Annotated in this window: 15 protein-coding genes; all 15 read left to right on the forward strand. The window is 46.9% G+C overall.

The features are described 5' to 3' along the window. Window positions 1–46 precede the first annotated feature (46 nt). The 15 genes from EGY12_RS14665 to EGY12_RS14735 all read left to right on the forward strand — a co-directional run bounded on the left by EGY12_RS14665 (window position 47) and on the right by EGY12_RS14735 (window position 22,564). Window positions 47–1,066: a hypothetical protein gene (locus tag EGY12_RS14665; RefSeq protein ID WP_123894405.1), complete on the forward strand. Its 1,020-nt coding sequence runs from the start codon at window positions 47–49 to the stop codon at window positions 1,064–1,066. 533 nt (window positions 1,067–1,599) lie between these two features. Further along, window positions 1,600–2,658, forward strand: coding sequence for a glycosyltransferase (locus EGY12_RS14670; RefSeq protein ID WP_172962927.1), 1,059 nt, complete (start codon window positions 1,600–1,602; stop codon window positions 2,656–2,658). A gap of 89 nt (window positions 2,659–2,747) precedes the next feature. Further along, window positions 2,748–4,271, forward strand: coding sequence for a hypothetical protein (locus tag EGY12_RS14675; protein WP_123894407.1), 1,524 nt, complete (start codon window positions 2,748–2,750; stop codon window positions 4,269–4,271). 11 nt (window positions 4,272–4,282) lie between these two features. Continuing rightward, window positions 4,283–5,260 carry a polysaccharide pyruvyl transferase family protein gene (locus tag EGY12_RS14680; RefSeq protein WP_123894408.1) on the forward strand — a complete coding sequence of 326 codons (978 nt, stop codon included), beginning with the start codon at window positions 4,283–4,285 and terminating at the stop codon, window positions 5,258–5,260. Window positions 5,261–5,570: 310 nt separating this feature from the next. Next, window positions 5,571–8,210: a DUF4214 domain-containing protein gene (locus EGY12_RS14685; RefSeq protein ID WP_123894409.1), complete on the forward strand. Its 2,640-nt coding sequence runs from the start codon at window positions 5,571–5,573 to the stop codon at window positions 8,208–8,210. A 378-nt stretch (window positions 8,211–8,588) separates the two neighbouring features. After that, window positions 8,589–10,355, forward strand: coding sequence for a type I secretion system permease/ATPase (locus EGY12_RS14690; RefSeq protein WP_049202258.1), 1,767 nt, complete (start codon window positions 8,589–8,591; stop codon window positions 10,353–10,355). A 54-nt stretch (window positions 10,356–10,409) separates the two neighbouring features. Next, window positions 10,410–11,741 (forward strand): HlyD family type I secretion periplasmic adaptor subunit, encoded by a 1,332-nt coding sequence (locus EGY12_RS14695; RefSeq protein ID WP_038881050.1) that lies wholly within the window; start codon window positions 10,410–10,412, stop codon window positions 11,739–11,741. A 2-nt stretch (window positions 11,742–11,743) separates the two neighbouring features. Continuing rightward, complete coding sequence (locus EGY12_RS14700) at window positions 11,744–13,120, forward strand: TolC family outer membrane protein (RefSeq protein ID WP_123894410.1); 1,377 nt, start codon at window positions 11,744–11,746, stop codon at window positions 13,118–13,120. 604 nt (window positions 13,121–13,724) lie between these two features. Further along, entirely contained in the window at window positions 13,725–15,149 is a 1,425-nt protein-coding gene (locus EGY12_RS14705; protein ID WP_123894411.1) for a mannose-1-phosphate guanylyltransferase/mannose-6-phosphate isomerase, read from the forward strand. A gap of 14 nt (window positions 15,150–15,163) precedes the next feature. Continuing rightward, entirely contained in the window at window positions 15,164–16,531 is a 1,368-nt protein-coding gene (cpsG, locus tag EGY12_RS14710; protein WP_123894412.1) for a phosphomannomutase CpsG, read from the forward strand. A gap of 68 nt (window positions 16,532–16,599) precedes the next feature. Continuing rightward, complete coding sequence (wcaJ, locus tag EGY12_RS14715; RefSeq protein ID WP_123894413.1) at window positions 16,600–17,997, forward strand: undecaprenyl-phosphate glucose phosphotransferase; 1,398 nt, start codon at window positions 16,600–16,602, stop codon at window positions 17,995–17,997. Window positions 17,998–18,353: 356 nt separating this feature from the next. Beyond that, window positions 18,354–19,367 (forward strand): UDP-glucose 4-epimerase GalE, encoded by a 1,014-nt coding sequence (gene galE / locus EGY12_RS14720; RefSeq protein ID WP_123894414.1) that lies wholly within the window; start codon window positions 18,354–18,356, stop codon window positions 19,365–19,367. Window positions 19,368–19,854: 487 nt separating this feature from the next. Beyond that, a complete protein-coding gene (gene galU, locus EGY12_RS14725; RefSeq protein ID WP_123894415.1) occupies window positions 19,855–20,742 on the forward strand; it encodes a UTP--glucose-1-phosphate uridylyltransferase GalU in 888 nt (295 codons plus the stop codon). 314 nt (window positions 20,743–21,056) lie between these two features. Then, on the forward strand, window positions 21,057–21,824 hold the full coding sequence (locus tag EGY12_RS14730) for an ABC transporter permease (RefSeq protein WP_123894416.1): 768 nt from the start codon (window positions 21,057–21,059) through the stop codon (window positions 21,822–21,824). Further along, the gene (locus EGY12_RS14735) at window positions 21,824–22,564 is read left to right on the forward strand and encodes an ABC transporter ATP-binding protein (RefSeq protein ID WP_123894417.1); all 741 of its coding nucleotides are present in this window, start codon (window positions 21,824–21,826) and stop codon (window positions 22,562–22,564) included. Before EGY12_RS14730 ends, EGY12_RS14735 begins: the two co-directional genes overlap by 1 nt. The last annotated feature ends 6 nt before the right edge of the window (window positions 22,565–22,570 follow it).

Below are 22,570 nucleotides of genomic sequence, written 5' to 3' on the forward strand. Positions count from 1 at the left end.
GATAATATTAGTGACCCACATGTCAGGCTTTTGAGAGGTTTTTATCATGAAAAAATTAGCACATATTCTCCTGATTGCTTCAATTTATATTGCCTCTGGCTTTGGATACTCATACGCATTCTATTCTGGTGTTGGTGTACACCCTAATCAATTTAAAGGAAGTGCTGAGGAACTTATCGGTTTGATGGAGAAGTACCATGTTAAATCATTTCGGACCGACTATCCATGGAGCTTGGTCGAGATTCAAAAAGGTGTTCTGAATAGCTCAAAAGATACGACCGACCGTGTTATCAGTATCGCTAAAGAAAGTGGGATTTCCCCTTTAATTATATTGGATTATGGGAATAAGAACTACGGTGGCGGCAAACCACTTACACCAGAAGCGTCAGCAGCTTTCGTGAATTATGCAGCATGGACGGCAAGGCATTTTAAAGGTAAGGCTGATATCTTCGAAGTTTGGAATGAATGGTCGCATCGTAGTGCCAACTCGAACGAGGCCGTGAGTGAAGCCTCTGCTGAGGCTTATTTTCAGCTAGTTAAGGCAACTTCACTGGCAGTCAAAAAAGAGAACCCTGCAGCTAAAGTTATTGCAGGTGGTTTCAATCCTCTTGGTAACGATGATAAAGAGTGGGGAATAATGTTGGTTAAATTGGGCATTCTCAACTATGTTGATGGTATTTCTCTTCATCCCTATTCTTATCAGAACAGAACGGTTGCCGACCCAAAATTTAATCTTAAACGAATCGAACTCTATCAGGAAGAGTTGAGCCAATTTTTTGGGAAAATGGTGCCGTTTTATATTACAGAGGTTGGATATCCAGCCTATCCAGGTGGAGCTAACCTGACTGACAGTGAAGTTGCACAGTACGCTTATGAGTATATGACATTAGCAAGCAAAATGAACTATATTGCCGGTGTCTGGTGGTATGACTTTATCGATGATGGTAATGATAAGAATAAAAGAGAAAATAGCTTCGGCATCCTCAATAATGACTTGTCAGAAAAAATGGTGACGAAAGAATTTAGCGGTGCTTTAAAAACGATAAACAGTGACGCTGAGCGTTAAATAATCATATGCTTATATTGTAGTTGCCAAGTGTATAACAGATAAAAGCCATGTTTATTTTTAAACATGGCTTTTTTGTGCGCAGTTAATTGAGGGTGCTAACTTATCAAGAGTTATTATATTGGTAAAATATACGTCTGTCCGCTGTTAGCACATTTTTCTATTTTTTCCAGTCAGAAATGGTTTTTTTAGGATTCCCACCTCAGCAGTTATCCTCACTCGTGCTATGCACCTCCTTTTTGCTTGTTCATTCCTTTTCCTTTTCTGGTCCAAAATTTTTTCTTATTAAATCATGTAATTATTCTCCGATTGCTTTATATGGATTAGGCCGAGGGGGAAAAATGGCTCTGTTTGCATTTTTATTTTAATCATGGTAAGAATATTGTTATGTGTAAAAATGTGAGCTGATGCAAAGAATCCGCCAATAAAAATGGATGTTTTTGGTTATTTGGGGATAATCTTTCCAGTGCTTTGCTCCTCAGTTGCTATACTTTTCTGGGCTGTTAATGGTTTTAGCTGTTTTACGAGGGTGTATGTTAAAAGGCAGGAGAGTCGCGGTTATTTTTACAGCATCCATTATCGGTGGTCATGAATTAATGACGGTCGCTCATCTAAGGCGATACAAGAAAAAAGGGATAGAGATAACGTGCTACATTCCTTTTGATAACAAAAAGTTATCTGAGCTATTGCAAGTGTCAGAAATAAAACACGATCTCCATGATGTTCGCCATGGAAATATAGAAATAATTCATGCCTTTTTGAATCCAAAGCATATTTTCCACGCTGCCAGCTTCCTTGCCAAGATAAAAAAACGACATGACTTCACCTTTGTAATTCAAGGTGATATAGAATTTGGCGCTGTTTTTATCAATGCAGGAAAAATGCTGGGGATGAAAAATATTATTAGTTACCTTCCGTATACGCATAGCTTCAAAAAGATGGATAGCTGGGCTCCTTCCGTTAAAGATTTCTTTGCCAGGTTCGTATATAAAAACTGCAACTGTTTTTTTACCATCTGCGATGCGACAGCTAAGGATATCATTGCCAAAAATAGTAATGCTGCTGTCCGGGTTTTGGAGAATTTTGTCACCAGGCCAGAAATATCTGAAATAAGAGGCGTCGGATATGAGTTTATACCATCAAATGAAACGTTGAAAGTTGTCATGGCGGGGAGGGTACTTTTTCGTCAAAAGGGACAGGATATACTTATTAACGCATTAAAAAATATAAAATTCCCTCTTGAATTACGAGTTTTTGGCGATGGCCCGGATCTCAAGCGATTAAGGGAGTTGGCTGCTAATCTCTCTCCGAACATCGAAGTCGTTTTCTTAGGGTGGAAAAATAATGTTTGGGCAGATTCTAAAGATATAGACTTCATTGTCGTTCCATCACGATATGAAGGGGTTCCATTAATAATGCTTGAGTCTTTGGCGAGAAACATACCTGTTATCTCACCAGCTAGAGACGGAATGATTAATTATTTGAAAGACGACTCACTTTATAATACTGGCAGTGCAGACTTCGAAGCGTATGAGTTGAGTAAGAAAATATCAGATTTTTTCTTCAAGAGAGAAAATAAAAAAGTGACATAACCAGTGTATGCCTTTCTATTTTTATAAGGGTATTAAAAATTTTTCTTGTTGACTGAAGTATGATGCCAGTGAACAGGAAGGGAGGGGGCATGAACAATAGGCAAACGGTGCTACTTAATTCTTTTGCTTTATATGGTCGAACGTTGATATTGATGTTTGTCACTTTGTATACCTCGCGTATGGCGCTAAATTCTCTTGGCGTTTCTGATTTCGGTCTCTATAGCCTTGTTAGTAGTGTCATCTTTTTGTTTTCTTTCATTCAAAATGTTTTTTCACTTTCCACGCAAAGATTTCTTACGGTTGAGGTGGCAAAAGAAAGTGAGAAATTTGAAAAAAGGTTTGCCTCTATTATTATCATGTACTTGGGGATCTGTATCCTTGTCTTTTTTTTGGCGGAAACAGTAGGCTTATGGTTTGTTTTGTCGCAAGTGAATTCTTCAACCGTAAGCACTAACGATATCTTCCTGTTATACCAATTCACAATAATAACCCTCCTTTTTCAAATTATGCAGACACCCTTTATGGGATACTTTCTCGCCACGGAAAAGATGTCTGTTTTTGCTAAGGTTGGCGTATTTGATGCCTTTCAACGTTGGTTGATGGTTTTTATATTCTCGTCTTTCGACTTTCAAAATAAAGTTGTTTCTTATTCTTGTCTTGTTCTCATTGGCTTTTTTTTTGGTTTTATTGTGTACGTTTATTCTTGTTCGAAATACGTTAGGTTATATGGAGGGTTTTTCTCAAGAGATATTGACTTGGTCTTTTTAAAGGAGGTTCTGTCGTTCTCTCGTTGGCCATTGTTAGGTGCGTTCAGTATTGTAAGCGTTTCCCAATCAATTGCATTCTTAGCTTATTACTTTGTAGGGTTGGTCGCTAATGCTTCTATCTGGTTAGCTGAACAGGTCCTGAACGCCTTTAATCGGGTTACTGGTGCTTTGCAAATGGCCTTTGCTCCGAAAATAATTAAGAGTGGCTCTTTGGGGCATTATGATGAGATGAATGACTTGATTTTTCTATCTTGCAAACTGACTGCATTTGTCACGATATTGTCAGGTGTGCCTATTTTTGTTTTTGCTGATTTCGTGAGCGCTGTATGGCTTGGTAATGTGCCCGATTATCTTCCCAGTTTTATTCGAATTGTCATTGTTTATGTGTTCATTGACTCTTTATCCAACCCTTTTGTTACTGCTATATATACAAAGGGGGAGTTAAAAAGATATCAATTAGTCATATCTATTATTCTTGGGTTTTCTGTTCTGTTGATGACTGCTATGTTTTTCTTGCATTATTCAATCTATTTTGTTCTTTTGATAAGGGTGCTGTGCGTGCTGGTACTGCTCGTGTTGAGGGTTTTGTGGATGCAAAGTATTTTTCCTCTCTGTAACCTGAATGTTTTTTTGGTTAAGCTTCTTCCAAGATTTTTTATTGTGGCGATAATTTCAGTTTTGACTTGTATTTATATTAAGGAGTGGGTTGTTGATGGTTATTTTTCTTTGTTAATAGTTTGTTCTTTTAACTTGTTTCTTGTTGCTGTAATGTTCTTCTTTATCGTTTTTGATGCTGATGATAGGGCATCACTTCTCAAGTTGCTTAGGAAACTGAAGTACAGTTAGAGGGGGTTGTAATGACAAAGTATGGATTTCTCACATATGAAAGTGATCTTTACCGTAAAAGAGGGTGGATTAATTTAGGTGATTATGTACAAACTCTTGCCGCCAGGCAGTTTCTCCCTTCATGTGATATCCCAATTCCACGTGATGCTATAGGCAGTTATCATGGGGAGCCTGTGAAGATGATAATGAATGCATGGTATATGGACTCACCAGAAAATTTCCCACCCTCCTGTAACGTTCATCCCTTTTATACGTCTGTGCATATTAATTCTTCGGTTGAAAATAAAATATTTTCTACTGAAACTATTTACCACCTGAAGCAACATGCTCCTATAGGATGCCGGGATTTCTATACGGTAAACTTGCTCAAGAAATATGGTATACCTGCATATTACTCGGGGTGTATGACTTTAACATTAGGCAAAACATATAAGCGAAATTCCTGCTCGGATGATATTTATTTTGTTGATGTTATGTATGACGCCTTAACACCGTTTGAACTCATGCGGCAACCTCTGCGATTGGCCAAACGAATTCTTAATGGGCGTGTGGCAGAGTTTTATCATAAGAAAAAGGTTCTTAAGGAATGCTTCGATGCGGAGCTATTAAGGAAAGTCAAAGTAGTGACTCAAATAGTTCCTTACGCTCCCTATCAAGTCGGCATTGAAATGGCTCATGATTTTTTAATAAAACTTTCTTCGGCTAAGTTGGTTGTCACGTCACGTATTCATACCGCATTGCCTTGTTTGGCGATGGGGACACCTGTCATTTTTATCAATGGTGGCTTTAAAAACAAGATAGATAATTGCCGCTTTGATGGTCTGCTTGATTTTTTTAATCGAATTGATGTTGATGGTAGAGGGAGGGGGACGAGAAATTTTGGGTTGCCAAACGATAAAATAAATAATGATACAGTTATCACGAATGGCGATAAGCATCTTGATTATTCATGCTCTTTGGTTATGGATTGTATGAGGTTTATTGATTAGTTTTATTTTAATAATCTTACTAGAGGTTTTTTTGTTGAGGTTTTATTTCTTTTTTAAGCACAGTTCACACTGTTTCGCGCGTTATTATTCACATGTTAATGTATTGTTTGTTAAGTAAGTGTTTATGTGGATTGTTTTCTTTCATTAATGCTTTTTCCTATAGGATTATCTTTAGTTTGTTTTCCTTTTGCTGTTTGACAACCCTGCTTTTTTGATCTTTCCTTAACTGGCGTGCATTCGCATGTTATTTTTTTTGTTTATGTTAACTTTTTGATATCTGAAATAAATTTTTAATTTTGAGGATATACTTATGGCTTCTCAAGTTTTGCTGTACCAGAAAGTTGTGGCAGCGATTCAATATGCTGTTCTGGGTCATAGTACTTTTACCGGTCCAGCGGCTTTTGATGCTGATGCTGGCCAAATTCGGACGGGACAAATTACCGCACAGACATACGTGGGTAACCTGCTGGCTTCTGCTGAAGGGCAAGCCTTGTATGGCTCAAGCACTTCATTGGATATTTTAAGAACGATTTATACCAAGGTTTATGGTACTGCACCGGCTGACAGCGTCCTCCAGGGCATTTTGGGTACTACGTCGCTGAATAGTGCTATCTATGGCGCAATTGATAACTTATTAAACTATAAGCAGTTCGACAGTACTAACCTGGCTGCACAAACCACCCTCGACAACCACGTTGATGCTCTGCTGTATAGTAATTACGGTACTGCGGCGTGGAATCAGTGGAGCGTAGCGCTGGCCAATCAAGAGCAGGTTGCCTCGCTTTATTTGGCTGCTCCTTATCGAGCTGCCGATGCCAGTGGTTTGAGTTTTTGGACTACTTACTTATTGCAGCCAGGAAACACATTCGCGCTTCTGACTCAAAAACTTCTGGCTTCCTCAGAGTTTCAGCAGAAAGGAGCCAATTTGACCGGTGATGCGTTCATTCAGCACATTTTTAATGGCGTGTATGGTGTGAACGCTACTGCTTCTCAACTAGCGACTTATAACGCCTTGGGAACGGACAAATCTGTCATTACGCAGGCTATCATCAATGACTTACGTAACTCGACGGCTACCGATGCCACTACGGTTACGCAACAGCATGCCTTTGAGTACCAGATTGGCACCAGTCTGGTTTACAACACGGCAGCAGCCTTGTCTTCATCTGCTTCAGGTGGTAATGCCATTGGTACGATCAACTCGGGGCTGTCCCACCAGATCAGCAATGCTGAAACGGCGGTATTGACTGATGTTCAACTCAATGCCAGCACAGCCAGCCTGGTCAACCTGAAGTTCGCCGATCACTTGGCTAACCTGACCATCAACGGCACCAGCGCAGCGACGGTGAACCTGTCTGACAACGGCGCCAGTTCTGGGGTTGCTGTCACCGTCAACAACGGCAACATCATCCTGAACGCCAGCTCGGGCGCAGACAACGTGGTCGTCACTTCGACGGCAAACATTGCTACCGGCACTGCACAGTTTAACCTTGGCGCCGGCAACGACAGCCTGCACTGGGCGGGGAACGCAGTTTCTGGCGGCGCAAACACCGTTGCCAATACCGTCAAGGCTGACGGCGGCACCGGCACGGATTCCATCTCTGCCAACTTTATCACCAAAACCGTGGTGACTAACCAGAACGGCTTGGGCATTCGCACCAGCACCGTGACCAGCAACGCTAACAATTTCTCGAACTTTGAGCAGATTGATCTGACCGGTTATATCGGTAAGTCTGTCGGTACGTTGGTAACCACACCAGTGATTGGTTCTCCGACCACCACCAGCGTCACTACGCCAACCAACACCTTCGACTTTGGCCTGACCAACGGCACGGCTACGGTAGAAGGCACTACGGGCGGCACGGTCACCCAGAACGCAGCGGCGACCAACCTGGGGACGCAAGGCTTCGTGATCTCCGGCCTGGCTAACGTCAACGTCATCAATGCCGCCGGCGGTAGCGCCGCGCAGCTGGAAGTGAAAGGGGACGCGACCTCAGCCAGCACGCTGAACTTCACCTTCGTCCAAAACGCCACCGACCACTTCAACATCAACTTTGATGCGGTGAGTTCGGCGAACGTGAATGCCGGCGCCATCAGCCTGAACAGCAGCAGCAGTGCGCTGTTGGGCACCGCGCTGACGACGGTGAACGTGGCTTCCGGTGGTACCGGTGCGTTCAACAACATTCTGTCTCTGGCTGGCACCAATGCGCAGGTTCAGAATATCAACGTGACCGGCGATCATGCGCTGAATCTGACCGTGGGCGCGGGCTACAGCAACGTGCGCGACATCAATGCGTCTGCCAATACCGGTGGTTTGAACCTGGATTCAAGCCATGCGGGTACCGGTGACGGCATTATCGTACAGCTGCTGAAAGCCTTGCCGTTGAGTGCGGCTACCACTGCGCTGCTGACGCCGCTGCTGAACACGCTGGGTCTGAACGGTTACCAACTGACGGTGGAAGGGACATCAAAGGCCGACAGTTTCAACGTGCTGGGTAACACCACGCTGACTGGCGGTAACGGCGCGAATATCTACGATCTGAAATCCAGTAACTCGCAGGCGGGGGTCACCATCACCGACTTCAGCACCGCGAAAGATAAGATCGTTGATGCCGCTTCCGGCCTGACCTTGTCCAATACCGGCTCGGCGGTATCAGACTACGGTACTCGTTCTGCGGATACGCTGGATGCGCTGCTGGGGTCGTTGATCGGTGGCCTGACCACCGGCGTCGTCGGCCTGCTGGGGGGCATCCTGGGGCTGAGCAATCCAAACTCGTTAACCGGGAAAGTGGGTGTGGCCTCGGTGGTGTTCAGCGGTACAGGCAACAATGCTGACTCTTATGTGATTATTGATAACAACAATAACCACACGCTTGATGCCAACGATACGGTCATTTACCTGACTGGCCAGAACCACCAGCAGTTGGTGGATTCTCTGCACTACGCCTGATGGTAAGGCTGCAATAACAAATAATTCCGAGTGGAACTATTTGGAATTAAATAATGCGGGGGCGTAATCCCCCGCATATTTAAATTTGTGAGCAGTGTCATCCTCTCTAAGTTATTCCATTTCGTTATCTTCCATTCCCGCCTTTGTTTTTTCATATCACTCTGTTTTATCATGCTTTTTCAAAGCATGGTGGCCGGTTTTTTTTTTATAACCTACCTTGCCGATTTTCACTTTCTCTACCTATAGTTAACGAAAGTATCTGCAGTCTCGGGCATTTTTTTGGGGTGAGCCTTCCCGGAGGATTCTGTTTTAGGAATTTCTTTAGGGGAGGGGTCAATGCGGATTGGACTGACAGTGCACATGATGTAAGGGCAGAACGTGAATCAATTTATCCCGCGCAACGAAATTGCGGATGTTATACGCACGCGCAGTAAAGTCTTCTGGACCGTCGGTATATTCACTGCGTTTATTAACCTATTAATGTTGGTACCTTCCATTTACATGCTCCAGGTTTACGACCGGGTGCTTCCTTCGCGTAATGAAATCACACTGTTAATGTTGACGCTGATCATGCTGGGGATGTTCGGCATGATGTCCTTGCTGGAATACGTGCGCAGCATGGTGGTGATCCGTATCGGCAGTCAGCTGGATATGCGGCTCAATACGCGCATTTATACTGCGGCTTACGAGGCGAATTTAAAAAACGGTTCCTCCGATGCCGGCCAGATGTTGAGCGATCTGACCAACGTGCGTCAATTCCTGACCGGAAGTGCGCTGTTCGCCTTCTTCGATGCGCCCTGGTTCCCGATCTATCTGCTGGTGATTTTCCTGTTTAACCCTTGGCTGGGGTTGTTCGCACTCGTGGGCTCTTTACTGTTGATCGCCTTGGCAGTAATCAACGAAGTGGTGTCGAAAAAGCCGCTGGCGGATGCCAGCCGGCTTTCAATCATGTCAAGCAACCTGGCCAGCACCAACTTGCGTAACGCCGAAGTGATCGAAGCGTTGGGAATGTTGCCCAACCTGAAGGGGCGTTGGTTCGGTCTGCATCAGCGCTTCCTGAACAGCCAACGCATCGCCAGCGAACGGGCATCTCGTGTTACATCGATCACTAAGTTTGTGCGTCTGTCGCTCCAGTCGCTGGTTTTGGGCCTGGGGGGCTGGCTGGCGATCGATGGGCACATCACGCCGGGCATGATGATCGCCGGTTCAATTTTGATGGGGCGTACTCTGGCGCCGATCGAACAGGTGATCAACGTTTGGAAAAGCTGGAGCTCTGCCAAGCTGGCATACCAGCGCTTGGTGCGTTTGCTGGAACAGCATCCGCCGCGCGGTACCGGCATGTCGCTGCCGCGTCCGGAAGGGGTGATTTCAGTTGAAGGGGTGACCGCAACGCCACCTGGCTCGAAGGGGAGCGCGGTGCTGCATAACGTCAACTTCGCGATTCAGCCGGGAGATGTGCTGGGGATTATCGGGCCAAGCGCTTCAGGCAAGTCTACGTTGGCGCGCCTGCTGGTCGGCATCTGGCCGGTTAGCGAAGGTATTGTGCGGCTGGACAACGCCGACATCTACCAGTGGAACAAGGACGAACTGGGGCCTTACATCGGTTATCTGCCGCAGGATATTGAGCTGTTCGCCGGCAGCATCGCGGAGAACATCGCCCGCTTCAACGAGCTGGACTCGGTGAAAGTGATTGAGGCCGCCAAGTTGGCCGGCGTGCATGAGCTGATTCTGCGCTTCCCCAATGGCTATGATTCGGTGATCGGCAACGGTGGCGCCGGGCTTTCCGGCGGTCAGAAACAGCGTATCGGTTTGGCGCGTGCGCTGTATGGCGATCCGTCTCTTATCGTGCTGGATGAACCCAACTCCAATCTTGACGATGCCGGTGAGCGGGCGTTGAACCAGGCCATTACGTTCCTTAAACAGCGGAATAAGACGGTGATCCTGATTACGCACCGCACCAATCTGCTGGCGATGACCAACAAGCTGTTGCTGCTGGTTAACGGGAACGTCAATGCGTTTGGCCCAACGCAGCAGGTGCTGCAGGCCTTGGCGAATGCGCAAAAAGCGCAGGTACCTCCGCAAGCGGCGCGTGCGGTGAACTCCGAGCCGGATGAAGGCGATATTCCTAAAACTCAAATTAATTAAGCCGTGAACTGGCCTGGCGGCGCTGTTGCGTCGCCGGCAGTCAAAGGAGTTGGTATGTCTACGCATATTGGCGAGCCGAATGACTCGTACTCAGAACAAATCCCGCTGGATGAGCGCCGTTATACCCGCCTCGGATGGCTGGCGCTGGGTGTAGGTGTGTTCGGTTTCTTGGCCTGGGCGGCGTTTGCGCCTCTGGACAAAGGGGTGGCGTCGCCGGGATCGGTAACCGTTTCCGGCAACCGTAAAACGGTGCAGGCGCCGGCCAGTGGCATCATCAAAAATATCGTGGTGAAAGACGGCGACAAGGTGAAAGCCGGCGAAGTTCTGGTGCAGTTGAGCCAGGTGCAGGCACAGGCACAGGTCGATTCGCTGCGCGATCAGTATTACACCACGCTGGCGACCGAAGGGCGCTTGCTGGCTGAACGGGATGGTCTGAGCAAGGTCACTTTTTCCCCTGTTTTCGCTCAGGTTAAGGATCAGCCGCGTGTCGCGGAGATCATTGCGCTGCAGACGCAGCTGTTCGCCTCCCGTCGCCAAGGGCTGCAGAGTGAAATTGACGGTTATAAGCAGTCGATGGACGGGATCCGTTTCCAGTTGAAAGGCCTGCAGGACTCACGCGCCAACAAACAGATCCAACTCTCCAGCCTGCGTGAGCAGATGAATAGCATGAAACAGCTGGCGGCGGACGGTTACCTGCCGCGCAACCGCTACCTGGAAATACAGCGCCAGTTCGCCGAGGTGAACAGCAGCATCGATGAGACCGTCGGGCGGATTGGCCAGCTGCAGAAGCAGCTGCAGGAGTCTCAGCAACGTATCGATCAGCGCTTCGCCGACTATCAGCGCGAAGTCAGAACGCAACTGGCGCAAACCCAAATGGACGCCAGCGAGTTCCGCAACAAACTGCAAATGGCCGATTTCGATCTGGGCAACACCGCCATCACTTCACCGGTGGACGGCACCGTGGTCGGATTGAATATCTTCACTCAGGGGGGCGTCGTGGGAGCGGGTGACCACCTGATGGACGTGGTACCCAGCCAGGCGACATTGGTGGTGGATTCTCGCCTCAAAGTTGACCTGATCGATAAGGTGTACAACGGGTTGCCGGTGGATCTGATGTTTACCGCCTTCAACCAAAACAAAACCCCGAAAATTCCGGGAACGGTCACGCTGGTTTCCGCCGACCGTCTGGTCGACAAGACCAATGGTGAACCTTACTACCAGATGCAGGTCACGGTCTCGCCAGAGGGCATGAAAATGCTCAGCGGTGAGGACATCAAGCCGGGGATGCCGGTGGAGGTGTTCGTGAAAACGGGGTCGCGCTCGCTGCTGAGCTATCTGTTTAAACCTATTTTGGATCGCGCTCATACTTCATTAACCGAGGAATAATTTTGATTCATTCAAAACGACAGGCTGCCGGTCTGGTTATCGGCACCCTTTTGTTTGCGATGTCTGCGCCGGTTTATTCGATAGGGATTTTAGACGCATATTCGCTGGCATTAGAAAAGGACCCGACCTTCCGGGCGGCTATAAAAGAAAAAGAAGCGGGAGATGAGAACGAAAATATCGGCAGGGCGGGGCTGCTGCCGAAGGTATCGCTGAACTACCAGAATTCGCCGCGTAACTGGCAAACACAGAAATACCCGCAAAGCGATTTCTTTGGCAATATTACGGAAGCGACGCGGCGGCAGCAGTACCGCAGTTACTCCAGCTCGGTGACGTTGACGCAGCCGCTGTTCGATTATGAGGCCTATGCGCGTTACAAAGGCGGTGTGGCGCAGACGATGATGTCGGACGAACGCTATCGCGGCAAACTGCTCGACCTGGCGGTAAGGGTGATCAGCGCCTATGTCGAAGTGGCCTATTCCAAAGATCAAATCGCCCTGGCCGAGGCGCAAAAAGCGGCCTATAAAGAGCAGCTGGCGTTGAACGATCGGCTGATGAGCGCGGGTGAGGGGACGTTGACCGACGTATCTGAAACGCAGGCGCGCTACAGCCTGGCCGAAGCTCAGGTGATCGAGGCACGCGATGCGCTGGATGCCGCGCAGCGCGAGCTGGAGGTGATCATCGGCGTACCGTTGAATCAACTGGATGAGCTGCAGGTCTTACGGCCGGGCAAGTTCCAGGTGGCGCCACTGATCCCGTCGAAGTTCGAAGAGTGGCAAAAGATCGCCCTGGAGAATAACCCGGTGCTGGCCGCCTCGCGCCACGGCGTCGATGCGGCAAAATACGAGGTAGAGAGAAATCGCGCCGGCTTTATGCCGAGTGTGCAACTCTATGCTTCGCACTCGGAGAACGATTCCAGCAGCGACAACACGGTTAACCAGAAATACCGCACCGACAGCATCGGGGTGCAGGTGAGTTTACCGATTTACTCCGGCGGCGGCGTGGCGGCCTCAACTCGGCAGGCGGCGGCGCGCTACGGCCAGGCGATGGCTGAAATGGATACGCAAGTGGGCTCGACGCTGAACGATCTGCGCAAGCAGTTCAATCTGTGCATCAGCAGTCGCGCCAAACTGGCGGCCTACGAGCTGGCGGTGAAGTCGGCAACCACGCAGGTGACGGCGACCCGGCAGAGCGTATTGGCGGGGCAGCGCGTTAACGTCGATGTGCTCAACGCCGAACAGCAGCTCTATAGCGCCCAGCGAGATCTGGCTTCTGCCAAGTACACCTACATCAAGTCCTGGATTACCCTGCTGAGCGACTCCGGCACGCTAGACGAGAAGGATGTGCTGCGCGTGGCGCAGTATTTTGCCGCAGGCCATTGACCAATATTTCAGCGAACAGTTCTGCCTACCCTAAGTATAAATCTGAAAGAGCAGCTCAATGCTGCTCTTTTTTGTGTTTATACGTTATGTTAACGCTTGATTGGCGAGGTGAGATAAAAATAGCTTCTCTGCCTGATATAAGCCTTATGAGGTCAGATGTGGTGATGTGTTAACACGCTTTATCGCCGCTGGTATGCGATGTTTGCCTGGTGACAAACATCGTAGTAGCGACCATTAATGGCAACAAGTGGACGCATACATCAGTGATTGGTAACTGTAAGCCAAGGGCGGTAGCGTTTTGTTTTTTTAATTAATTGATCTCTATGGCTTTTTTCGATTTTCTATTGTCAGTACCAGGGCCTCACTCTGAGGGCTGGAGCCATGTTGTATAATAGTAAGTCACGTTCCTGATATTAACTTTATGACCTCAGGTCATTCTTATTATTGGTTTGAAAAATCTTACCAGTCATTTGCAAGCTTTTGAGAATTGTCACATTAATAATTTTAAAAATTATTTTCGAATGCACTTATTTCTCTATTTATTATCAAAAATTACAGTTTTTAAAGTTCATTTTGAAATAGCAGATTAGCGAAGGGTTAAATTATGTCCAAGATAGTTCCGGTAATTATGGCCGGAGGAACGGGTAGCCGCTTATGGCCTTTGTCTAGAGAATCTTTTCCTAAACAATTCCTGTCGATTGACGATAGTGGTTTAAGTCTGTTGCAGCAGACGTTAGTGCGCTTGGAGAACGCTTCCAATCTAGAGATTGCGGCACCTTTAGTGATATGTAACGAAGAGCACCGTTTTTTGGTCGCAGAACAGTTGCGTGAGATCGGCCAACTGGGGACAAATATAATTTTGGAACCTATGGGGAGGAATACTGCACCAGCTGTGGCTTTGGCGGCTCATCTGGCGGCAGAAGAAGCCTTTGACGGTATGCTTTTGGTATTGGCTGCCGATCATTTGATCACGAAAGTGAGCGATTTTCATGAGGCAATCAATACGGCTACTCAGTTTGCCACAGAAGATCGGCTGGTGACGTTTGGTATTATCCCTCAGCATCCAGAGACGGGGTATGGGTATATTAGACGTGGCGACAGCCTCTCTAGGGAGTGCTTCAAAGTTGATGCCTTTGTTGAGAAGCCTTGTCTGGAAAAAGCAAAAGAATATATCGCTTCCGGCGATTATAGCTGGAACAGCGGTATGTTTATGTTCAAGACGGAGAAATTTCTCAGCGAGCTGGAAAAATTTAGCCCAGAGATTTACCAAACGACTAAAAAATCAGTCATGGAGAGCCAACGCGATATGAATTTCATTCGCGTGGAGCAAGAAACCTTCCAATGTTGCCCGAGTGACTCCATTGACTATGCCGTGATGGAAAAAACCCAGGATGCCGTTGTGATCCCGATCGATGCAGGATGGAGTGATGTCGGATCGTGGTCGTCATTGTGGGATGTGTCTGCAAAGGACCATTCGGGAAATGTGAATGTTGGGGAGGTTATCTCCATTGATTCAAATAACAATTACATATCTTCTGACTCTGCTCTGGTGGCTACGATAGGGTTGCATGACATGGTTGTTGTTACGACCAGCGATGCCGTGCTTATTGCCACCAAAGATAAGGTTCAAGAGGTGAAGAAAATCGTCGAGGAACTGAAAAAGCGCAATCTTCATCATTTCCGTCATCATTCGGCCTCCTACCGGCCCTGGGGCAAGATCTGCGATATTGATAGCGGCACGCATTTCCAAGTGAAGAAGATCATTGTTCGGCCAGGGGAAGGACTGTCTGTGCAACGACATCTTCACCGTGCTGAGCATTGGGTCGTCGTGAGTGGGGCGGCAAAAGTCAATGTTGATGATAAAGAATTCATCTTATCAGAAAACCAGTCTACCTTTATCCCCGCTGGTAGTGTTCACACGTTGGAGAATCCAGGAAAAATCGATTTGGAAATAATTGAGGTCAGATCGGGGCATTATCTGGAAGAAGATGATATTGAGCGTTTGCAAGATCGATATGGCAGAGTTTAAGAAAGGGTTTGGCAATGCAAAAGTTAACGTGTTTTAAAGCTTATGACATTCGGGGAAAACTGGGCGAAGAGCTGAATGAGGACATTGCGTACCGTATCGGGCGAGCCTACGGTGAGTTTTTGAAGCCTAAGAATATCGTGTTGGGCAGCGATGTGCGGTTAACCAGTGAAAACCTGAAACTGGCTCTGGCGAAAGGTTTACAGGATGCAGGCACCGACGTTATCGACATCGGTTTAACCGGGACTGAAGAAATTTATTTCGCCACAACCTATTTAAAAACTGATGGTGGCGTGGAAGTCACCGCCAGCCATAACCCTATCGATTACAACGGCATGAAGTTGGTGCGCGAAGGCTCTCGCCCGATTAGCGGCGATACCGGGTTACGGGCAATCCAAGAACTGGCGGAGAAAAACCAATTTCAGATGCCGACGGCAACGCGCGGTAACTATGTTCGCCAGGACGTATTAGGGGCTTATGTAGAACATATTCTGTCCTACGTCGACGTGAAAAATTTCAAACCGTTGAAGCTGGTGATCAACTCGGGCAACGGCGCGGCGGGGCATGTGATCGATGCTATTGAAGTGAAACTGAAGGCGTGGGGCGTGCCGCTAGAGTTTATCAAGGTGCATCACCAGCCGGACGGCACTTTCCCTAATGGTATTCCTAACCCATTGCTGCCTGAGTGTCGTGCGGATACCGCCGATGCGGTGCGTGAGCATGGCGCTGATATGGGCATTGCGTTCGACGGCGATTTCGATCGCTGCTTCCTGTTCGATGAAAAAGGCGATTTCATTGAGGGCTATTATATCGTTGGCCTGCTGGCGGAGGCCTTCTTGCAGAAACAGCCGGGCGCGAAGATCATCCACGATCCACGTCTGAGTTGGAACACCATTGATGTGGTCACCGATGCCGGGGGCGTACCTGTGATGTCGAAAACCGGCCATGCTTTCATTAAGGAACGCATGCGTGCGGAAGATGCCATTTATGGCGGAGAAATGAGCGCCCACCACTATTTCCGTGATTTTGCTTATTGCGACAGTGGCATGATCCCGTGGCTGCTGGTCGCTGAACTGGTCAGTGTGAAGGGAGAAACTCTGGGGCAGTTGGTGCAGGATCGCATTGCCGCCTACCCGTCCTCCGGTGAGATCAATATCAAGTTATCGAACCCAGAGAGTTCGATTGAAGGTGTTAAAAACTACTATGTTTCGAAAGCAAGTTCGGTTGATTATACCGATGGCATAAGCGTTGAGTTCCCAGAGTGGCGTTTCAACCTTCGCTCATCAAATACAGAACCTGTAGTTCGACTTAATGTAGAGTCTAGAAATAATAAAAAATTGATGGAAGAAAAGGTTAAGGAAATTCTGAATCTGTTGAGTTTATAATTTAAAGGGTGCGCATTTATTTTTCTTATAGAAGTAATTGCGTACTCATTTATAAGAGTGCTTTTATTATGAAAATACAACATCAGCGGGCGCATTCCAAAGCAAATGCATCTCTCATATCTATGGTTCAGCGTTTTTCTGATATCTCTATTATTTTCTTTGGCGGGTTTGTTGCAAGTAAAATAAATGGTTTTAACTTTAACTATGAGAGCATTCTGGTTGCACTCATAGCTTTAGTCGCATTTCAAATGATTGGTGGTATAACTGATTTTTATCGCTCTTGGCGTGGGGGGAAGTTCTCATCAGAGCTTCGACTTATACTTAAAAATTGGACGTTAAGCATAATCGTTACTGCCGGTATAACTTCGTTCATGCCGAGTTCCAGTTTTACATTTGAAGTATTTTTATACTGGTATCTATCAGTATGTCTAGGGTTCACGTTCTGTCGCTCTGCAATCCGTTTTTTGGTGGGGACAATTAGAAATCTGGGATACAACAACCGAAAGGTAGCCGTTGCGGGTTCGATGCCTATCGGTGTAAGACTGCTGAAAAATTTTAAAGAAGAACCTTGGTTAGGATTTATCGTTGAAGGTATATACGACGATGTACCAAGTCACAATGATAATGAAATAAAGTATTGTGGTGACTTGGATAAGTTAGTCGAGGATGCACGCCAAGGACGACTTGATTATGTGTATATCGCGATGAAAATGAGCGAAGAGCATAAGTTCAAGAGGATACTGGGGCAGTTAACGGACACAACTTGTTCTGTCATGTTTATCCCTGATGTATTTACGTTCAATATCTTGCAGTCAAGAACTGAAGAGGTAAATGGAGTTCCCGTCGTTCCTTTGTTCGATACTCCATTAAATGGTATAAATAAAGTTTTTAAAAGAGCTGAAGATATTATTTTGTCAATGCTGATATTGATATTTATCTCGCCGGTACTTGCTTTGATCGCGTTCGCTGTTAAATTTACATCTCAAGGGCCAGTTATATTTCGTCAAACACGCTACGGTATGGATGGCAAGCCCATCATGGTTTGGAAATTCAGATCTATGACTGTTATGGAAAATAATGATGTAGTCATCCAGGCAAAGAAAGGTGATGCCAGGGTGACCAAGGTCGGTGCGTTTTTGCGACGAACCTCTTTGGATGAGTTGCCGCAGTTTTTCAATGTTCTTATTGGCGGGATGTCGATCGTTGGGCCTAGGCCGCATGCTGTGGCACACAATGAACAATATAGAAATCTTATCGAAGGTTATATGCTCCGACACAAAGTCAAACCAGGAATTACAGGTTGGGCTCAAATTAATGGGTGGCGGGGAGAAACAGACACCTTGGATAAGATGCAAAAACGAGTCGAATATGATCTTGAGTATATTCGTGACTGGAGTATTTGGCTCGATCTAAAAATAATTTTCCTCACAGTATTTAAAGGGTTTATACACAAATCCGCGTATTAACGGATACTTGTCAGAACACGAGTGTCTCTTTGAAGGTGGCTGTATTGCAGCCACCGCTTGCATAGGTTGTTCTGTGTCACCCTACCTACGATGGGGTGCGCCTTAGTTTTTTCCTCGCAATAGAACCCACTTTTCCCTCCCTATCCTGATCCTGCGTTTCTCGTGACGCCCCGTTCGGTGCGTGAACCGCATAAAATAGTTACGCTATCCTGGCTAGGCCGGTCTTTCTCCGCTACTGGTAGCCTAAAGGCTATGATTAAACCAGATGTATTCTGATGTTTATCACCACGTATCCCGTTAGAATGAGCATCTATCTAACTTAAGGGCCGTATTTTAGCGTAAATAAAGGAGCTTGCATGACAACCCTAGTCACCGGCGGTGCCGGTTACATCGGATCCCACACCGTTTTATCCCTGTTAGAACGCGGCGAAGACGTGGTCGTGTTGGACAACCTGTCTAACTCTTCTGCTGAGTCGTTACGTCGTGTGGAAAAGCTGACGGGCAAAGCTGCCGTGTTCTATCAGGGCGATATTCTGGATGCTGAGTGTCTGCAGCGTATCTTCGAGGCGCATGACATCACTGCCGTGATCCACTTCGCCGGCCTCAAGGCTGTCGGGGAGTCAACGCGCAAACCGCTTGAGTATTATCAGAATAACGTCACCGGTACGCTGGTCCTGTTGGATGCTATGCGCCGTGCCGGCGTACATGATTTCATCTTCAGTTCCTCCGCCACTGTCTATGGGGCCAATTCGCCGGTGCCTTATGTTGAGACGACACCGATCGGCGGCACGACCAGCCCTTATGGCACGTCTAAGCTGATGGTGGAACAGATTCTGCAAGATTTCGCTAAGGCAGAACCGCAATTCTCGATTATTGCCTTGCGTTACTTTAACCCGGTGGGTGCCCATGAATCGGGTTTGATCGGTGAAGATCCTAACGGTATTCCCAATAACCTGTTGCCTTACATCTCGCAGGTGGCTATCGGCAAGCTGGAGAAGTTGGGTATTTTCGGCGGTGACTATCCAACGAAAGACGGCACGGGAGAGCGTGATTACATTCACGTCATGGATTTGGCCGAGGGCCATCTGAAAGCGATGGACCATCTGGCGAAGATCAACGGATTTAAAGCTTATAACCTGGGGGCCGGTGTAGGGCATTCGGTGCTGGCGATGGTTCAGGCATTTGAAAAAGCGTCCGGCGTAACGATCCCTTACCAAATACTGCCTCGCCGCGACGGCGATCTGCCTGCTTTCTGGGCGAACGCGGATCTGGCATACCAAGAGCTTGGGTGGAAAGTTCGTCGGGGTATCGATGACATGATGCGCGACACCTGGAACTGGCAGAAAAAAAATCCGCAAGGGTATAAGTAAGAATACTGATATAAAGTTAAACAATGAAAAGCCCACATCAAGCTGTGGGCTTTTTCGTTGTTATCTGTGGCGAAAGAGGGAAACGCAGCTTTAGTAATTAGCAATCATTCTCAATAACTTGATGTTTTTGTTAGCGTGCTAATTATATTTTTCCTTTTGTGGTCCCCTCCAACCCTGCAGGCGCAAAAAGTGCCAAGGGCCAGAAGACTCTTAGGGTTAGTGAGAAAGCGGGCGTGATTTTGCTTTTTTTATTGTTATTCAATGCATTGAGATTTTTCTTGGTGACTGGCGGTTACTGCGTAGACAAATGAAGTTTTGTCTATGTGGCGTTAATGTATTAACTTCCCACATGGGTGTATAATTCAGCCCGAAGAAAATAGAGGCCCCTTGGTTGCATAGCAGAGGGCGGTGATAACGTTGAGTGTTATCGCGATAATTTTGACATGTTGCATTAATGAAACTGAAGTCGTTGGGAGCCCCCACAGATATGCTGAAAGCTGTCATCCCCGTTGCCGGTCTTGGTACCCGCATGTTACCGGCCACAAAGGCAATTCCTAAGGAAATGCTGCCGGTTGTAGACAAACCCCTTATCCAATACATCGTAAATGAATGCGTTGCTGCCGGCATTAAAGAGATTATTCTGGTCACGCACTCGTCAAAAAATGCGATTGAAAACCACTTTGACACCTCGTTTGAATTGGAAAGCATGTTGGAGTCACGCGTTAAGCGTCAACTGCTGGAAGAGGTTCAGTCTATCTGCCCGAAAGGCGTGACCCTGATGCATGTGCGGCAAGGGCAATCCAAAGGGTTGGGCCATGCAGTACTTTGTGCCAGGCCACTTATCGGTGATGCACCGTTTGCCGTGTTGCTGCCGGACGTGCTGATGGACGATATTGCCTCTGATCTGACGAAAGATAACCTCGCCAGCATGATTGCTGAATTCGAAACGCATGGTCGCAGCCAGATCATGGTAGAACCTGTGCCAGAAAAAGATGTGTCAAAATACGGCGTGGTCGATTGTCGCGGTGTGGCTGTGGCGCCAGGCCAAAGCGTGCCGATGCATGCGATCGTTGAAAAACCTTCTCAGGAAGAAGCGCCTTCAAATTTGGCCGTCGTTGGCCGCTATGTCTTGGCTGCTGATATCTGGCCGCTGCTGGAAAAAACGCCTTTCGGCACTGGCGGCGAGATCCAGCTCACCGATGCTATCGCTATGCTAATGGAGCAAAAACCGGTTGAGGCTTTCGCCATGGTTGGGCGTTCGCATGACTGTGGTGATAAATTAGGTTACATGAAGGCCTTTGTTGAGTATGGTCTTCGTCATCCAACGCAGGGTGAAGCCTTTTCTGAGTGGTTAAAGGGGATGCTGCCGGCTTAAACGCCTGCGGTACCTGACGAATCCAGCCGATTCCTAAAGTAAAATGGAGCGGCTGGATGTAGCTTGAGGGCAGGCTACATGGGCTCACCGCGGTGTGTAGCGAACTCGGGGCAGGAAGTTTTCCCGGTTATGAAGTAAAATCAAAAGGTTGTTTTAAGTGTGCTCTGGTTGCCACAACGCCAGGGGCGGTAGCGTGGTTGCGATTAGTTGAGAAACGCATTCTACCCGTCTTGCTACCTAGGCTAGGTTAGACCTGAAGACGTGCGGCCATGTTTCATCTGTCAGGGAATTTCAATCTTAAATCGAGTTTTTATATGAAGTATAGCTTAGGTTATCTTTGGGATTTGGCTTCGGTCATCACAGAGAAAGAATTAAAAGTAAGATATAAAAGCAGCTTCTTTGGCTATTTATGGTCAATTGCTAATCCGTTGCTCTTTGCCATGATCTATTATTTTATTTTTAAATTGGTCATGCGGGTTCAAATACCAAACTATACCATTTTTATTATCACAGGCCTGTTCCCTTGGCAGTGGTTTGCCAGTTCTACGTCGAATTCTCTGCATTCCTTTATTGCTAATGCGCAAATTATCAAAAAAACCGTATTTCCGCGCTCGGTCATTCCTTTTAGTAATGTTCTGATGGAGTGCCTGCATTTCCTCTGTACGATTCCAGTTATTATTGTTTTCCTTTATGTTTATGATATGCGCCCATCGATTGATTGGCTTTGGGGTATTCCGCATATCGGCATTGCGCAGATGATGATGACCTTCGGGATTGCGATGATGCTATCAACCCTAAACCTTTTCTTCCGCGATCTGGAGCGTTTTATCACGCTGGGCATCATGCTGATGTTCTACTGCACACCAATTTTGTATTCTGGTGATATGATTCCTGAAAAATACCGCTTTATGATAGATTTTAATCCACTGGCTAGCATGATATTGAGCTGGCGCGATCTCTTTATGAATGGGGTTATTGATTATCACCAGGTCGGTATGTTGTACGGTTATGCGCTGTTGTTCATTATCATTGGCGTCAGCATCTTTAACAAGTTGAAATACAGATTTGCAGAGATATTATAATGAGCGTAGCTATAGAATTTAAAAACGTCACTAAGCGCTATCCGTTATACCATCATATTGGATCTGGCATTAAAGAGCTGATTTTTAACCCCCGTCGAGCATTAAGCTTACTGAGTGGCCGTAGTTATCTGGCGATTGAAGATATCAGTTTCCAAGTGCAAAAAGGCGAATCGGTTGCGCTTATTGGCCGCAATGGTGCGGGAAAGAGCACGTCGCTTGGTTTGGTTGCAGGTGTGATGAAACCGTCATCCGGTTCGGTTCACGTGGTTGGCCGGGTAGCTTCGATGCTGGAGTTAGGCGGTGGGTTTCACCCAGAATTGACCGGCAGAGAGAACATTCGACTGAATGCGACGTTGTTAGGCCTTCGTCGTAAGGAGTTGAAGCAGCGCCTGGATAAGATTATCGAGTTTTCCGAGCTGGGTGAATTTATCGATGAGCCAATCCGAGTTTACTCCAGCGGTATGTTGGCGAAGTTGGGGTTTTCTGTTATCACTCAAGTTGATCCGGATATTCTAATTATCGATGAAGTTTTGGCTGTGGGTGATATTGCATTCCAACGGAAGTGCATTAATACGATAAATGAGTTTAAAAGAAAAGGCGTGACAATTCTTTTTGTTAGTCATAACTTAGATGATGTGGAAAAAATCTGTGACAAGGTTATTTGGATCGAGAACCACAAAATGAAAAGTATCGGTGACGCACACTCTATTATATCTCAATATAGAGCAGCTATGGCCTGAGTTCGC

This window comes from Serratia sp. FDAARGOS_506 (assembly GCF_003812745.1).
GTDB lineage: Bacteria > Pseudomonadota > Gammaproteobacteria > Enterobacterales > Enterobacteriaceae > Serratia.

Bases quoted from the DNA above. Each gene is read 5' to 3' on its own strand.
- EGY12_RS14675 (WP_123894407.1), top strand. From the start codon at position 2,748: ATGAACAATAGGCAAACGGTGCTACTTAATTCTTTTGCTTTATATGGT.
- cpsG (WP_123894412.1), top strand. From the start codon at position 15,164: ATGCAAAAGTTAACGTGTTTTAAAGCTTATGACATTCGGGGAAAACTG.
- EGY12_RS14730 (WP_123894416.1), top strand. From the start codon at position 21,057: ATGAAGTATAGCTTAGGTTATCTTTGGGATTTGGCTTCGGTCATCACA.
- EGY12_RS14695 (WP_038881050.1), top strand. From the start codon at position 10,410: ATGTCTACGCATATTGGCGAGCCGAATGACTCGTACTCAGAACAAATC.
- EGY12_RS14685 (WP_123894409.1), top strand. From the start codon at position 5,571: ATGGCTTCTCAAGTTTTGCTGTACCAGAAAGTTGTGGCAGCGATTCAA.
- galU (WP_123894415.1), top strand. From the start codon at position 19,855: ATGCTGAAAGCTGTCATCCCCGTTGCCGGTCTTGGTACCCGCATGTTA.
- EGY12_RS14705 (WP_123894411.1), top strand. From the start codon at position 13,725: ATGTCCAAGATAGTTCCGGTAATTATGGCCGGAGGAACGGGTAGCCGC.
- galE (WP_123894414.1), top strand. From the start codon at position 18,354: ATGACAACCCTAGTCACCGGCGGTGCCGGTTACATCGGATCCCACACC.
- EGY12_RS14735 (WP_123894417.1), top strand. From the start codon at position 21,824: ATGAGCGTAGCTATAGAATTTAAAAACGTCACTAAGCGCTATCCGTTA.
- EGY12_RS14670 (WP_172962927.1), top strand. From the start codon at position 1,600: ATGTTAAAAGGCAGGAGAGTCGCGGTTATTTTTACAGCATCCATTATC.
- EGY12_RS14665 (WP_123894405.1), top strand. From the start codon at position 47: ATGAAAAAATTAGCACATATTCTCCTGATTGCTTCAATTTATATTGCC.
- wcaJ (WP_123894413.1), top strand. From the start codon at position 16,600: ATGAAAATACAACATCAGCGGGCGCATTCCAAAGCAAATGCATCTCTC.
- EGY12_RS14680 (WP_123894408.1), top strand. From the start codon at position 4,283: ATGACAAAGTATGGATTTCTCACATATGAAAGTGATCTTTACCGTAAA.